Source organism: Mucilaginibacter rivuli, assembly GCF_019391655.1.
Classification (GTDB): Bacteria; Bacteroidota; Bacteroidia; order Sphingobacteriales; family Sphingobacteriaceae; genus Mucilaginibacter; species Mucilaginibacter rivuli.
The window spans coordinates 110411-125082 of record NZ_JAHXPQ010000008.1 but is presented as its reverse complement, the minus strand read 5'-3'; the positions used below and the strand labels follow the sequence as shown (position 1 = coordinate 125082).

Genomic DNA, 14672 nt, shown 5'->3' with positions numbered 1-14672 from the left:
TTACAGCACGGGGTTTTTCTGTTGTTATAAAGTTCTATTTTTTCTTCTTATTTTTTATCGTATCGGCAGGATTAAATACCAACGCAAAGGGCTGTATATTAGCAAACACGTGGCTTATGGTATCAGGGCTAAGTGTTGGCGTGCCCGGGTTATTGCTATGGCATGTAAAGCACGATTGTGTTGGCGATTGGAAATAAGTTTCCATGGTGCTGTTTGCCAACACGCTGGTACCAATTGTTATACCGGGGCTAACAGTTCCGGCATAGCCATAGCCGGTTGGCGCAGTGCCATTAGGTGTCCATACAGCACCTATCAGCAGGTAGTTGGCCCTTACATCGCCTTTTGCCAACATGCCGTGAATAGCGTTGTTAATTGATAGGATCTCACTGTTAGATGCTGCCGATGTGGTATCCTGCTGGTTACTATAAGCTCCTGCAGCGCTTTGGCTGCCCCATGGCATAGTTCTTAAGGTATTGCTTGCACTGATGGTGTGTGTGGGCTGGGCAAAAAGCGTATCCGTATTTGGCCCGTTTACTATGCTTGGGTCGTTAGTGGTAATGTATGATTGGTTGGGTACAGTATCCGCAGCGTTTGCAGTAAACAACCAGCCTGTACCGCCATCCTGCGGTACATTAACGGTGTCTTTTTTGGTGTTAAGATAAGAGTATGCTGCATTTGGCGTATTGTTTTGATGCTCAAATGTTGACCATATCATTTCGGGATGGCCGGCAACGCTGCCTGCTATATGCATCCCAACTAAAGCTACCCTCAGCGTGGTGTCGCCTTTAGGTACCCACATCGTATCCGCCGAATTGGTTTTAGCATATTTTGGTACGGTAGCCGTCATCAACACATAATTGCTTGAATCGGCCGCCAGGGTACTTGCCTCAACCCACGATGATTTTATTTCGATAGCCAATGCATTTGGGTGCGGTAAAATAACATGATGCAATAGGGCATAGGCGTAAATCAAGTCCCTGTCTGCAGCTGTAGTAGGGAATTTTTTACGCATTGACGGATCGCTTTTTGCCAGGTTAAGGTATTCGGCATACACATCATTTACCAATGTTAAATAGTATACCAGCGAACCCGATTGCGACATCAGGGCATCACCTGTAGCTTGTCCTTCTTCCGAATCTATAACGTTGCCTTGGGCATCAAGAAATATTGACTTTTTACCCAGTAAAAAGCGGTGCACAAAGTGCCCGGGGTTATTTGAGTGTTGAATAACAGCCTGCGGATGTGTAATGGTTTTACCTGCTTTATCTACAAAAGTAAAAGCATGAGCTGCTGTTGCAATAATATGATCAACTTCAACGATGTTGCCGGTAGCGTCTTTCACAGTTTCTTTTGGTTGTGATTTTTCGATCTCAAAGAACCTGCCTTTTTTGTCTTTTACAACAGGTAAGCGGTTGGGGCCAAATTTTGAAATATGCCCGTTCATTTTTACCGGCGCACCTGCCGCAGGCTGTATCAGGTAACGGTTACCGGCCGAATCGGGCGGGGTAACATTATAAAACTCAGGCGATGTAAGTACAAGGCCACTTTTAACAGGCGATGTAGCCCATAAAAACATCCTTTCGCTCCATTTATAAAAATCACAATTGTTTTGGTGCGGAAAAGCAACACTGTTGGCTGGTGTTACCAGGCCATTTAATGTTACCTGGTTGCCGGCAAACCAGGTTTTAAAGGTGTCGGCACTCAATGTACACGATGCATAAACATCTTGCGGGAGCCCGCCCTTTACCGCGGAATGCTGTGTGCTGCATTTCCATAAGGTAAATCCCAATAGCAATACAAATGCAATAAGCTTGATTGATCTTTTCATTTTTAGTTAAGGTTGGTTTTTTGAGTAATGGTTAAATATATATTATAGGTCAGTTAATAAAATACAAAAATGTTATTTGCTAATAAGTTGATTTTGTCGTTATGTGATATCGGTTAACTAATAGCTATTTTAAGTGTAATATTTTATTTATCAGTTTGTTATGTGGTTTTTATACGGCAATACAAGATAGGGTGTTTGGTTTAATAATATCATATTTAATTTAAATATGCGTATATATACGTGTGGGAATACTTGTGGGTAAGGTTGTATTTACACCTGTCAGGACGGTGCAGGATGATAAGGCTGGTTTATAGCTATAATTTAGCATTTCAATAAAACCGCTGATCAGAACAATCTGTAATAATAATGATAGGTAACACGGAAATGTTAGCACATACGTTACAGTTGCTGGCTGTTAAATAAGCTTATTTTACCTATAATTGTCGAACCAATATTATCAATATACATGAAGAATAAACTATCTATCGCACTGTTGGCATTTTCAACCTTGCTGGCTACTGCAGCAATGGCAACAGAAAATGGGCCTAAACGTTATAACATTGCCGAGCATGGTGCAGTTGGCGATGGCACCACCCTTAATACCAAAGCTATACAAGCTGTTATTGACGAATGCGCTAAAAAAGGAGGAGGGACGGTGGTAATACCTAAAGGCGCGTTTTTAAGCGGTGCTATATTTTTGAAACCGGGTGTTAATCTGGAGATACAACAAGATGGTATATTACGCGGATCGCAAAATATTGAAGATTATCCAAAATCAATGCGCCGTATAGAGGGCCACTCAGAGCCATGGCGCGCCGCCCTGGTAAATGGCGACAAGGTGGATCACCTGCACATTACCGGCAAAGGTATGCTTGATGGTAACGGCGAGCCTTACTGGAAATTGTTTTACAGCCGCCGCAGTGCCGACCGTACAACAACTAACCTGAGTGTTGAGCGCCCGCAGCTTACTTTTATTCAAAACTCAAAAGACGTGTTGATACAGGGTATCACTTTCCATAACTCCGGTTTCTGGAACCTGCACCTGTACCGCGACCAGCAGGTTACCGTAGACAATTGCCGTTTTGAAGCCCCGCATGGTGCCGTGCCTAACGATCATGCACCAAGTTCTGATGGTATAGATGTGGACAGCTCGCAGGATATTACCATTACCAAATGTTCGTTTTCGGTTGGGGATGATGATATTGCTTTAAAAGGATCAAAAGGCCCTTTTGCCATGCAGGATAAAGATAGTCCGCCGGTAGAGCGTATTCATATTTACGATTGTGTATTTGAAGCAGGCGGTGGTATAATGACTTGCGGGAGCGAGGCTACCATTGTGCGCGATGTGGATATTAAACGTTGCACCACCACCGGCCCAACCGTATTACGCTTAAAACTGCGCCCCGATACCCCACAGCAATACGAAAACATCAGCCTTGATGATATCACTATTAACGGCCCGGGAGTAGTTATCCTGAGCGTAGCGCCATGGACACAATATTTTGACCTGAAAGGGCAGGCGCCGCCAACATCGTTGGTGCGTAACATTAAATTATCAAACATTAAAGGCACCGGCGGATCGCTGGGTATTGTTAAGGGTAATGATGGTACTACATTTGAGGATATTACTTTAAAAAACTTTAACGTAACCCTAAAGAATGCTGATTACGATGTAAGCAAATTTAAAGCCCCTAAGCTTGATAACGTAGTTATTAATGGCACCTCAGTAAAAGCACCTCAATCATCAACAGCTAAATAGCTACATACATTACTCCAATTTATAAGGCCCGTCACCCAAAATGGCGGGCTTTGTTGTTTTCTGCTTTTTAATAAATCAAAATCATTAAGCAACCCTCAGGTTATTCTTTGCGTAATGTTGATGTAATTGATTCAATGAGCTGCTCCCCGCTGCTGATATGATCATCGTAATTTTTAATAACCAATTGCATCTAAAGCAAATAACCAGTCACATTATAATTAATGGTAAACCTTTATTCCACCATAAAAGAAAGTAACCTGTACCGAAAAATAGAGGTGAACGAGTTGCTCTTTGTTGAGTATACCTGTTCAAAAAAGGTTAGCCAGTTCGGTATTTGGTCAGATAATAACTATTTCGCCTTTATATCATCGGGCAAGAAGATCTGGCGCTCCATCTATAACTCTTACGAAGTTGCCGATGGCGATATCATCTTTGTGAAAAAAGGGGCCAACCTTACCCATGCATTTTTTGACGATGAGTTTTGTGCCACGTTCGTTTTTATACCTGATGATTTTATCAGGACGTTCCTGAAACGGAATGTTAATCTGCTTGAAGGCCCGGTTAGCGATGTTGCTACTCAGGATGCTGTATTGCGGGTACAACCTGATGAGTTGTTGAAAAACTATTGCCAATCTGTCCATTCCTTTTTATCGATGTCCGAAGAGCCTAATAAGCAATTACTATCGTTAAAATTCGATGAGCTTTTGCTGAGCCTGTTTGCAAACGAACGACATAAGCATCTCACAGATTATTTTGTATCCCTGTGCCGCAATCCGCACGATCATATGAGCCGGATAATGGAGGCAAATTTTGCATATAACCTAAAGCTTGAAGAACTGGCACAACTTTGCAATATGAGTTTATCTGCCTTCAAAAATGCTTTTAAACAGCAATATAATACCACACCAGCGTTGTGGCTCAAAAATAAAAAGCTTGACCTTGCGCTAAGCCATATCATTACATCTGATATGACAGTGAGCCAGGTAGCATTTGAATGCGGTTTTGAAGATCCTTCGCATTTCATCAGGGTGTTTAAAGAAAAGTATGATCTGACGCCACTGCAATACAGGCAAAATCACACACAATTAGCATATGCATTTTAACCTTAAAGTCGATTTATTGAACCTTTTAGTCTATCCGGCCAACGTTACCCCCGATACCTTTGCTGATATTATTTACAATTATTAAGATGAAAAAATCAAAATCAGTATTATCAGTAAAATTCAGTTCGAAACACAGCGCGGATAACCTTATGACTATTTGCCAAAACGACCTGGAGCAATTCAAAAAAGTTCCGGGGCTAATTCAAAAATACTACATCGTAGAAGAATCTACAGGAGCGTTAAGCGGGATCTACCTGTTTGAAAACAGGGAACAACGGACGGCCTTTTTAGAATCCGACCTGGCAAAAGGCATCCCGGAAAGGTACGGTGTAATACCTGAAACTTTACGCATTGAGCAGTTCGATACCGCTATTACAATGAATATAGTAGCGGCATAACATCAAAGAACGGTTTACCCGTTAAGCCGTTCTTTGTTTAAATAAATAAGTAAATAATAAACCAACACAGTATTTTTTTATCTAAATCTATAATAACAATGAAACAATTTAACATGATCCTTATTGGCGCTTTTGCCATAATGATCGCATCATCTTGCAAAAAACAAGGAACAGTTACACCCAACAATGGTACAACTCAACCGGTTATTGATAACATCGGCATAGTTGTAAATAATCAAAACACAACAGCTCCACGAAAAGTAAAGTATGTGCTTTATACGGACCAAAACTTCTCGACAGATTCCAAACTCATCACCTTCAGGTTGTTTATGCAAAGGCCCAACAATACTACCGTTTGGGATTCTATACTTCCGCCAATGAAAGTTAAGGATATCCCTAAAAGCCTGCACAAAATAGTTGTAGAACGCTTAGTGCCCGGTAATGATCCTTCAACACTTAAAGTCGGCTTTGAATACACTATTCAGGATGTTGGTTATTCCTGGTTCTTTGATGTGATCAATGCCGGCGAAACTTTCAAAGAGGTTAATTACAGTTTTAAATAAGCTATTGTCCGAGATCCCGTGTGCCATCCGGAAGATAATAAATATATCAGTTTTTGCATAGCCCGGATTATACTGGGCTATGTTTTTTTATGGCCTGATAAGTGCATTTCGGGCTTTACTTTTTAGCCGCGGTAAGGTTAAACCATGCTAAAAAGTTATCCATACCGGTTCCAAAGCTGCCTTTCCATTTGGTAATATATTCATCCCAGGTCCTGGTTTGCCCGTCAAAATTCTTCTTCTTAATCAACTGGTCTGGCATATTAAGGCCTGTTGCATCCGTTACTATGGGGTGGTCGGGGTCTATGAGTTTTACATCACTACTTTCAGGAGTAGTTATGTTAAATACAATAAATAAGCTGCTACCTACAAAAGTTACAGGTGCTGCCGCCATGCGGGTTTTTATTGCCGCTAATTTTGGCTGCAGCGCTGCCATAGCCAATTTTATATTACCGCGGCTTCCCGGGTTGTTGTAGGCCGCGGTAAAATTAACCAGATCGGTGGCATCAATATCATAGCCCGTTAGACGGTTGGCGCGGCTGCTGTCTTTCATATCATGCTCTATCCGTTTAAAGAACCGTTTGAAAATCCCGGCGCCTTCAAGCGCGAATTGCTCCGTGCTTTTTGTATAGGTGCCTATTTTGATATCCATTACGCACTTTTTGTCCCGTTCTTCTAAGGGTTTATTCCGTTCGTTTTCCCAGCCCACTGTATCAATACACAAAACTTCCTGGTTGTCTGCCGGCCAGGGTATCTCTTTGGCCAAAACCACCCAACTGGGGTTACCTTCAATTTTTACGGCATGCAGCTTGTCGGCTTTTACACCGGCCAGCTTATCAATAACCTTGTGGCTCCCGGGCAAAACATTATCAAGGCCCAGGGCAACGCGGTTGTTATATGTAAAAGCCTCCCGTTCTGATGATAGCTTTATCCTGTATTGCCCGCTCATGGATGGCTGGTTAGGTTTGGTACCAGCCAACTGTGCCACTTTAACAGCAGGCGCAATAATCGGGTTACTTTTTGATTTCATCTGCCCGACACCTGTAGCTGCCGATAGTGCTTTACTACCCATTACATCGGCTTCGTGCTCAAGTCCGGCATCATCATTAACAGGTACGCTGGCTTTCATTTGTTTGGTGGGCTTAACGCGGCCCTGTGCCTGTTGTACCACATGCCATGCCTCGTGGGGGAGGTGCTTTTCCTGCCCGGGGCCTATATGTATATCTGTACCCTGTGCGTAAGCATGGGCATTTAATTGGGCTGGTTTTGATGAGTTATAATGCACCCGTGTATCGTCCATTGGCATACCCGACAGGTGTTCGATGCCCGACTTTAAATTATCAGGCAGGCCGGTTTTATTCTCCTTTTTCTGGATAGCCTCCTCATCAGGTACACCTTGTTTTTGAGCTATGGGAACAGCCGGCATAGTGCGACTATTAATACCAGCCTGGGCATGGTTGCTATCTTCGGTGTTTTTTTTAACCCGGGTGTTTTGCATATTAACTACATGAAAGCGTGCAGGTTAAAACTACCAATAATATTTTAATAAATATGATATAAAAATAATCAAACAATTTTTGAGGATTAAAAAAGGGGAAGAGTAATCTCGATTAGGTTGAACAAAAAAGGCCGACATTAATGTCAGCCTTTTTGTCGATTTAATTTTGAGTACCCAGGGCGGGAATCGAACCCGCACGCCTTTGACGGGCACAGGATTTTAAGTCCTGCGTGTCTACCAGTTCCACCACCTGGGCAGGTTTTCACCTTTTATAAAAAATCCCTTCTGCTGGTCAGAAAGGATTTAGAGCGAAAGACGAGATTCGAACTCGCGACCCCGACCTTGGCAAGGTCGTGCTCTACCAACTGAGCTACTTTCGCATATATTTTGAGATGTTGGTATCAATCTCAGCTTCCCTTGGCTTAGGTTGTGATAACCTGTTTCGCTGTTGGGAGTGCAAATATAGACAGAATTGAAAAACCTCCAAATACTTTTTCTAAAAAAAATGAAAAAAGTATCAATTTAAATACCACAGCGGCGGTAATTAACTAAGCAACAGTAAGTTTATGTTGTGATAATTTTTTCACTTTTTTTTTATGAAAGTTTACTTGGTGATCTTTTTAACTTTAATAGCACTTGGGCCTTTTAAACCGGGTTCGGTTTCAAAACTTACTTTGTCGCCTTCGCCTATTGGTTCTTCCAGGGCTTTTATGTGCACAAAAATGCTTTCCTGCGAAACAGAATCCTGTATAAAGCCAAAACCTTTGCTTTCGTTAAAAAATGTTACCGTTCCTTTTCTGTTCGGATCCTCAGGTGCCATGGCTTCCTGTTTGGGTACAGATATCTGTATATCTTCAACAGATACAACCTTTTTCTTTTTAGTTTCATCCGGCGGGGTGGAGGTAATATTGCCGTTCTCATCTAAATAAGCCATCATATCCTCAAGGCTCTTGCCTTTGGTGCCGTTAGCCTTTCTTTCTTCCGCCTTCTCGCGCTTATCTTGTTGCTTTTTGGATTTCTTTTTTTCCCGCTCTTTTTTGTTGTACGTTTCTACTGATTTAGCCATTTATGAATATACGATTTTAATTTTGGTATTAACGCAAAGCTAACCTTTTTTAATGATACTATACTTTTCCACAATAGCGCCTTGTTAAGCCGGGCATTTACCATTCAATATTTTTAATTGTGTCGGCAACAATATCGCCCTCAAAACCACGGCTCATGGCATACTGCTGTAATTTGTATTGGCGCTTAAAGCCTTCTTTTTCTGTTACCGTGGCGGCTTTTTTTTGTAGCATATGTTTTAGCGTTGCCTGGTACTCATCACCATCAATAGTAAGCAATGCTTTCCTGATGAGTACATCGGGCACTTTTTTAAATTTTAGGGCTTGTTTTATTTTTATCCGGCCCCAGCCTTTCTGGTTAAATTTGCTTTTCGCGAAGGTTTTGGCAAAGCGCTCTTCGTTTAAAAAGTTGTTCTCAATAAGGGTGGATATAATTTGCTCAACATCTTTTGGGTACAGGCCCCAATCGTATAATTTGTTGCGTACCTCTTGCTGGGCACGCTCCTGGTAGGCGCAATAATGTTCGGCTTTGGCAAGGCCAACTTTTGGGTCGGTAATTTTAACGGGCTTAATTTCAACATCCATCCAAACCAAATTTCGTTAAAATTCTTGTATCACAATAAATATCTTCAAATTCGCATACATGCCAGCTATTCATTATACCATCAGCAAAATACAGCATATTATTGGTGCCAGCGGTAAACTTATTACCGATACACCAATAACTAACCTTTTAACAGACAGTCGTAAAATTAACAATCCAGGGGCATCGGTATTTTTCGCGCTGAGCGACAGGAGGGACGGCCACACCTTTATACCCGAAGTATATAAGGCAGGGGTACACAACTTTGTGGTTAAGCACCTGCCCGATGATGTTGCGGCATACCCTAAAGCAAATTTTCTGGTAGTAAGCAATGTGTTAAAGGCCCTGCAAAAACTGGCTGCACAGCACCGTAAAGCATTTGATCTGGAAATAATTGGCGTAACGGGCAGTAACGGAAAAACCATTGTAAAGGAGTGGTTATACCAGTTGCTTTGCCCCGATAAAAAGATAGTGCGTAACCCTAAAAGCTATAACTCACAAATAGGGGTGGCGCTTTCTGTATGGCAGATAGAGGAGCAGCATAATCTGGGTATTTTTGAGGCGGGCATATCAACCACGCACGAGATGGAACAGCTGGAACACATGATAAAGCCTACAGTTGGGGTGCTTACACACATAGGTACTGCGCATAATGAAGGTTTTAAAGATGATGCCGAAAAGCTCACCGAAAAACTCAAACTGTTTACGCACAGTAACCTGCTAGTTTATCAGTATGATGACCTGGCGGCATATAAAGGTAAAGTGCCCGGTAAGCGCCATTTTACCTGGAGCCGGAAATTTAACCAGGCCGACCTGTATGTGTTCAGCGAAACTGTGATAGCTAAAAAGTATTATCTGCGGGCAAAGTTTAAAGATACGGAGATAGAGTGCCTGGTACCTTTTGTGGATGAAGCATCGATAGAAAATGCCATTAGCTGTTGGGCGACACTTTTAGCCTTGGATTATGACCCCGTAGTTATTGACGACCGCATGGAGCGCCTTGTGCCTGTAAGTATGCGCATGGAACTTAAACAGGGCATTAATGATTGTTCTATCATCGACGATTCTTACAACTCGGATATACAGTCGTTAGAGATTGCCTTAAACTTTTTGAATCAGCAAAATCAGCACCCTAAGCGCACGCTTATCTTATCGGATATTTTTCAATCGGGTTTAGAGCAGGACGTGTTGTATAAACAGGTAGCCAACCTTGTAAAAGAAAAAAAGACGGACAAAATTATAGGCGTAGGTAAAGCCATAAGCGAGCACCGGGCTTTGTTTAAAACTACCGAAAGTGTATTTTTTGATGATACAGATACCTTGCTTGAGCAATTATCACAGCTTAATTTTAATAACGAAACTATCCTGATAAAGGGCTCGCGTAGTTTTGAGTTTGAGCGCCTAAGTAAAGCCCTTGTACAAAAAGCGCACGAAACCGTGCTCGAAATAAACCTCAACGCGTTGCAAAACAACCTGAACCATTATAAAGCAAAACTGAACCCCGGCGTAAAGTTAATGGCAATGGTTAAAGCATTTAGCTATGGCAGCGGTAGTTTTGAGGTAGCCAATATGCTGCAGTTTAACAAAGTAGATTATTTGGCCGTGGCATTTATTGATGAAGGCGTAAGCTTACGCGATGCCGGCATTAACCTGCCCATTATGGTGCTCAACCCTGAACCCTCTGCTTATGATAAGATGGTGGCGTTTAACCTTGAGCCCGAAATATACAGCTATAAACTGCTCGATGATTTTATAAAGTTTGCACAGCAAAAAAATATAGCTGCATATCCTATTCATATTAAAATAGACACGGGGATGCGCCGCCTTGGTTTTGAGGAGTTTGAAATTGAGCATCTATGCGATGTGTTGAAAGATAATAAATATGTTCATGTACAATCCATATTCTCGCACCTGGCGGGTAGCGATGCTGACATTCATGATACTTTTACCCTGTTGCAGCTTGATTTATTCACGAAAATATACCGGCAGATAGAAAACAGCCTTAGCTATACAGTAATAAAACATATTGCCAATACATCTGCAATTACACGCTGGCCAGTAGCGCAAATGGACATGGTAAGGCTGGGTATAGGCCTTTACGGGATAGATGGGGCCATAAAGGAAGAGCCATCGCCGCTGCAGACCGTAGCTTCATTAAAAACGAGTATAGCACAAATAAAGCATGTTAAAGCAGGCGAAACGATTGGCTATAACCGCAACGGTAGTTTGCCGGAAGATGGCAAAATAGCCACTGTACGTATTGGTTATGCCGATGGTTATTTACGCGCGTTTGGTAACGGCGCAGGTAAAATGCTGGTGAACGGTACGCTGGCACCCACTGTAGGTAATGTATCTATGGATATGTGTATGATAGACATTACGGGTGCTATTGGCGTTAAGGAAGGGGATGAGGTAGTTGTTTTTAATGAAGAGTACCGGATAGAAGAACTGGCTAAACAGATAGGTACCATACCCTACGAAATATTAACAAATGTTTCGCAACGGGTAAAAAGGGTGTATTTTTACGAGTAATTAGCAAATTGCCATGAACAGGATATTTCGCGCCCTTATCAATTACTTTATTAAAGGTTTCCTGATCGTTATTCCGTTAGGAGTAGCAATTTACCTGATATTCTGGGCTGTGGCGAGTGTTGATAACGCGCTAAATGTAAGTAACCTGCTGCTAATTGAGGGTAAACATATTTACATACCCGGTTTGGGTATTTTGCTGGTATTACTGGTGCTGTTACTGTCTGGCATTGTAGTAACAAGCATTATTACCGAACCGATAAAGCTATGGTTTAACCGCTGGATAAACCGCCTGCCGTTGTTCAAATTTTTGTACAGCTCTATTAAAGACCTTACCGAGGCCTTTGTAGGCGATGAGAAGAAATTTAACGAGCCTGTGTTGGTAGAGGTAAATGAGTTTGGGTTAAAAAAAATCGGGTTCCTTACCCAAAAGGACCTGAGTAAACTGGGTTTACCTAATGATGTGGCTGTTTATTTCCCGTACTCGTATTCTTTCGCCGGGCAAGTGGTTATCGTTTCTGCCGATAAGGTGAAACCTATTGACAAGAGCGCTGCCGATATGATGAAGTTTGTGATATCTGGTGGAGTGAGTGGGTTGTAAGAATTAAAAACAGGCAGTTTAACTATTAACCTCTAAAAAATATATTGGTCTTAAAGGAAGCAGATTTTTTTGTTTGTCATCCATTCTGCTGTAATATTCTGTCCACAATTCAATAAATCTTTCAAAATCTATCAATTCGATATGTTTACCCATTGTTCTCGCCTCGTTTTTTGCAGGTGAAGAAAAATCTCCACTGGTTACAAATATTCCCACATCCGAATCTCTTTTCATAGTTCCGGCTAACCGTTGTATATCGTCAGATGGAACTGTACTTGTCGGCCGGTGTTTGACCTGTACCACCATACGAGGCGGTTTAGTTCCTAATGGGTCATTATATGCAATAATATCTATTCCTCCATCTTTTCCTTTATTTGCCGTGTGGGAAATATGATAACCCATTGCAGACAATAAAGCGGCAACCCAGATCCTGAAATTCGTAAGGGTTTTTATTTAAAACATGTTGTCTTAAACCTTCGTATGCTTTTCCTTCATAATCGTTAAGTAATGCAATTTGTTGCTGTTCAATATTTAATTCAGAATCACCTTTAATGTCAATTACTTCTTTTAATGACTCGTCAACTTGTTGTTGACTTTTCCAAATTTTATACCCTTTGCTTGAAGCTTCTAACACGCCCTCGGGACCTAATTTTATAGCTTGTTCACCATCTGGAGTTAAAATCCATATTCCTTTACTCTTTTGCAAGAAGCCTGTTTTTATACAGTCAATGCTAAAAAATGCTAAAATAGATTCCCACCTAATGTAACCTGTTTTTTCATAACGTTCAGTCTCCCATTCTGTAAATGAAACCGTTTCACGTATTCTATTTACAACCTCCACGTTTCGCATTTTGCCACCAGCATCTTTTAAAATCTTAAAAGTGGCAAAAAGTACTTTTGCTGCAAGTTTTCGTGATGGAGATAATTCTTTAGCCATTTTTTAATGATTGTAGGATTTAGTTTAATATAATAATAGATATCGATCAACACGCCGTATAATACTCTTCCTTCTCCGTCGTATGTATTCTGATCACACCAGATAATGCCAGGTTAACAATAATACGCTGTGCGCCTTTACGGCTCAGTTTGCTCAGGTCGCAGTATTCTTTGATGTTGATGCGGGGGTTAACATCAAGGTATTTTAGCAGGGCTGTTTCTTTTTCGGAGTAGGCTATCATCACACCTTCATTTGCTGATGATTGCTTCAACACATCTACCACTATTTTGCTGGCCAATACGCTTTTATCTTTTACACGGATGTACACCCACCATTTACCATCTTCTGCAAGGGCGTAGTGGGGTTTTTCCTGGCTTGGGGCTATGTCTACCACCAATACCAGTTTATCATCCACATAGATCTCTTCGAATGTAGGCTCCAGGGCAGGACGGGCGTACAGGTGTGCCGCACGGGTGATCATGTAGCGCTCCTCATCTTCAGATTTTACGCCTTTTATCGTACCGTCATCATACACGCCTATTAAAAGCCGGCCACCCTTGTTATTGGCAAATGAAACCATAGTGCGGGCAATTTTCTCACAACTGGTAATGGTTTTCTTAAAATCGAGCGATACACCTTCACCTTCTAATATCTGCCTTTTAATATTCATTGGTACCTGTTTAATTCTGTTCTGCCGGTATTGGGTACGAATTAAATATCTGCATCCAACGCTCCGGGTTTGTTATCTGTGTAAAGCCAAACTGCTCGTATAAGCCATGCGCATCGGCTGTAGCCAAACTCCACCTGCGCATACCCTGTAACTCCGGGTGCTGCATAATGGTTTGCATTAGCCATTTTGAAAGTCCGGCCCCACGGTAATCATCTAAAACAAACACATCGGCAAGGTAGCCAAACGTGGCCTTATCGGTTATCATCCGCGCAAAGCCAATTTGCTTTTTATCGTGGTAAACGCCAAAGCACATCGAATTAGCTATAGCGCGCTCCAGTTTTTCTTTCGGGATACCTTTTGCCCAATACGAGTCTTCGTTTAAATATTTATAAATCACATCAATATCCAGCAGGCCCTTATCTGTTGAGATGAGGAAGCCCTTCTTTATAAAAACGTCATCGTTCATTATAACTTTAGTCATTGTGTCATTAGGTCACTAATCATTCGGCTTTCGACATTGTTTAGCCATTGAAAAATGACTTAATGATCAATGACCCAATGACCAGATCAATACGCTATTGTTTTATTCTCGCCCGCATATAAATTACGGATATATACTTCATTTATTATCGAAACGCAATGGAGGCCGTCTTTATCATACATTTCCACAGGGTATGCCTTAACAAATTTGCCTACGGTATTCAATATCTCTTCAGCCTCTTTAATGTCTTCTTCGGTAATGTTAATTTTGAAATACAGGTTAGTTCGCCCGGGTTTAAGGTACTGTATCTCGGCCGATTTTAGCCAAACCCGAACGGTATAACCCCGGTGCCTCAACGCCTGGTGGAAAAGCAGCGCGTAAAACGGATCGGCAGCCGAAAAAATGGTGCCGCCAAAAATAGAATTGTTAAAGTTTTTGTTGAAAATGCTTTTGCTCACCTTTACGCTGACGCCCATAAAGCCCTTTTCGAACTTTTGCACCCATATCCGCTGAACGAACAACGGGGGGTACAAACGCATGGCCCACTTTAACACTTTTTCTGAAACTACCATCAGGAATAAATATCAGGATAATGTGTGAATGTGCAAATGTGCGAATGTGCAAATGGGTTAACTATCTTTCCACAAACCGAGCGATTTGCACA

At 41.7% G+C, this 14672-nt stretch carries 15 protein-coding genes and 2 tRNA genes; 6 read left to right on the top strand and 11 right to left on the bottom strand.

Annotated features, from left to right (window positions below; genetic code table 11):
- Positions 1–34 precede the first annotated feature (34 nt).
- Positions 35–1828, bottom strand: a complete 1794-nt coding sequence (locus KXQ82_RS17775; protein WP_219489839.1) for a hypothetical protein — start codon at positions 1826–1828, stop codon at positions 35–37.
- A gap of 466 nt (positions 1829–2294) precedes the next feature.
- Here KXQ82_RS17775 and KXQ82_RS17770 point away from each other — a divergent pair, with 466 nt between their 5' ends.
- The 4 genes from KXQ82_RS17770 to KXQ82_RS17755 all read left to right on the top strand — a co-directional run bounded on the left by KXQ82_RS17770 (position 2295) and on the right by KXQ82_RS17755 (position 5651).
- Positions 2295–3587, top strand: a complete 1293-nt coding sequence (locus tag KXQ82_RS17770) for a glycoside hydrolase family 28 protein (protein WP_219489838.1) — start codon at positions 2295–2297, stop codon at positions 3585–3587.
- 221 nt (positions 3588–3808) lie between these two features.
- The gene (locus KXQ82_RS17765) at positions 3809–4690 is read left to right on the top strand and encodes a helix-turn-helix domain-containing protein (RefSeq protein ID WP_219489837.1); all 882 of its coding nucleotides are present in this window, start codon (positions 3809–3811) and stop codon (positions 4688–4690) included.
- A gap of 86 nt (positions 4691–4776) precedes the next feature.
- The gene (locus KXQ82_RS17760; protein ID WP_219489836.1) at positions 4777–5088 is read left to right on the top strand and encodes a YdhR family protein; all 312 of its coding nucleotides are present in this window, start codon (positions 4777–4779) and stop codon (positions 5086–5088) included.
- A 98-nt stretch (positions 5089–5186) separates the two neighbouring features.
- On the top strand, positions 5187–5651 hold the full coding sequence (locus tag KXQ82_RS17755; protein WP_219489834.1) for a hypothetical protein: 465 nt from the start codon (positions 5187–5189) through the stop codon (positions 5649–5651).
- Between the two features lie 115 nt (positions 5652–5766).
- On the opposite strand, the gene KXQ82_RS17750 is transcribed toward KXQ82_RS17755, so the two are convergent.
- The 5 genes from KXQ82_RS17750 to KXQ82_RS17730 form a co-directional block, all read right to left on the bottom strand.
- Positions 5767–7146 carry an eCIS core domain-containing protein gene (locus tag KXQ82_RS17750; RefSeq protein ID WP_219489832.1) on the bottom strand — a complete coding sequence of 460 codons (1380 nt, stop codon included), beginning with the start codon at positions 7144–7146 and terminating at the stop codon, positions 5767–5769.
- 171 nt (positions 7147–7317) lie between these two features.
- Positions 7318–7402: transfer RNA gene (locus tag KXQ82_RS17745), tRNA-Leu, on the bottom strand.
- A 51-nt stretch (positions 7403–7453) separates the two neighbouring features.
- A tRNA-Gly gene (locus tag KXQ82_RS17740) sits at positions 7454–7526 on the bottom strand.
- A gap of 224 nt (positions 7527–7750) precedes the next feature.
- The gene (locus tag KXQ82_RS19895) at positions 7751–8212 is read right to left on the bottom strand and encodes a cold-shock protein (protein WP_255563712.1); all 462 of its coding nucleotides are present in this window, start codon (positions 8210–8212) and stop codon (positions 7751–7753) included.
- 97 nt (positions 8213–8309) lie between these two features.
- Positions 8310–8795: a regulatory protein RecX gene (locus tag KXQ82_RS17730; RefSeq protein WP_219489830.1), complete on the bottom strand. Its 486-nt coding sequence runs from the start codon at positions 8793–8795 to the stop codon at positions 8310–8312.
- A gap of 58 nt (positions 8796–8853) precedes the next feature.
- On the opposite strand from KXQ82_RS17730, the gene KXQ82_RS17725 reads away from it, so the two are divergent.
- Together KXQ82_RS17725 and KXQ82_RS17720 are read left to right on the top strand one after the other, a co-directional pair.
- Positions 8854–11325: a bifunctional UDP-N-acetylmuramoyl-tripeptide:D-alanyl-D-alanine ligase/alanine racemase gene (locus tag KXQ82_RS17725; protein ID WP_219489829.1), complete on the top strand. Its 2472-nt coding sequence runs from the start codon at positions 8854–8856 to the stop codon at positions 11323–11325.
- 13 nt (positions 11326–11338) lie between these two features.
- Entirely contained in the window at positions 11339–11923 is a 585-nt protein-coding gene (locus tag KXQ82_RS17720) for a DUF502 domain-containing protein (protein ID WP_219489828.1), read from the top strand.
- An 18-nt stretch (positions 11924–11941) separates the two neighbouring features.
- Here KXQ82_RS17720 and KXQ82_RS17715 read toward each other — a convergent pair whose 3' ends face one another.
- The 5 genes from KXQ82_RS17715 to KXQ82_RS17695 all read right to left on the bottom strand — a co-directional run bounded on the left by KXQ82_RS17715 (position 11942) and on the right by KXQ82_RS17695 (position 14580).
- On the bottom strand, positions 11942–12322 hold the full coding sequence (locus KXQ82_RS17715) for a restriction endonuclease (RefSeq protein ID WP_219489827.1): 381 nt from the start codon (positions 12320–12322) through the stop codon (positions 11942–11944).
- The gene (locus KXQ82_RS17710) at positions 12291–12857 is read right to left on the bottom strand and encodes a winged helix-turn-helix domain-containing protein (protein WP_219489826.1); all 567 of its coding nucleotides are present in this window, start codon (positions 12855–12857) and stop codon (positions 12291–12293) included. The genes KXQ82_RS17715 and KXQ82_RS17710 overlap by 32 nt, the downstream gene beginning before the upstream one ends.
- A gap of 46 nt (positions 12858–12903) precedes the next feature.
- Positions 12904–13527 carry an AlbA family DNA-binding domain-containing protein gene (locus tag KXQ82_RS17705; RefSeq protein ID WP_219489825.1) on the bottom strand — a complete coding sequence of 208 codons (624 nt, stop codon included), beginning with the start codon at positions 13525–13527 and terminating at the stop codon, positions 12904–12906.
- A 10-nt stretch (positions 13528–13537) separates the two neighbouring features.
- The gene (locus KXQ82_RS17700; RefSeq protein WP_219489824.1) at positions 13538–14008 is read right to left on the bottom strand and encodes a GNAT family N-acetyltransferase; all 471 of its coding nucleotides are present in this window, start codon (positions 14006–14008) and stop codon (positions 13538–13540) included.
- Positions 14009–14094: 86 nt separating this feature from the next.
- Positions 14095–14580 (bottom strand): DUF4442 domain-containing protein, encoded by a 486-nt coding sequence (locus KXQ82_RS17695; RefSeq protein WP_219489822.1) that lies wholly within the window; start codon positions 14578–14580, stop codon positions 14095–14097.
- Positions 14581–14672: the final 92 nt, after the last annotated feature.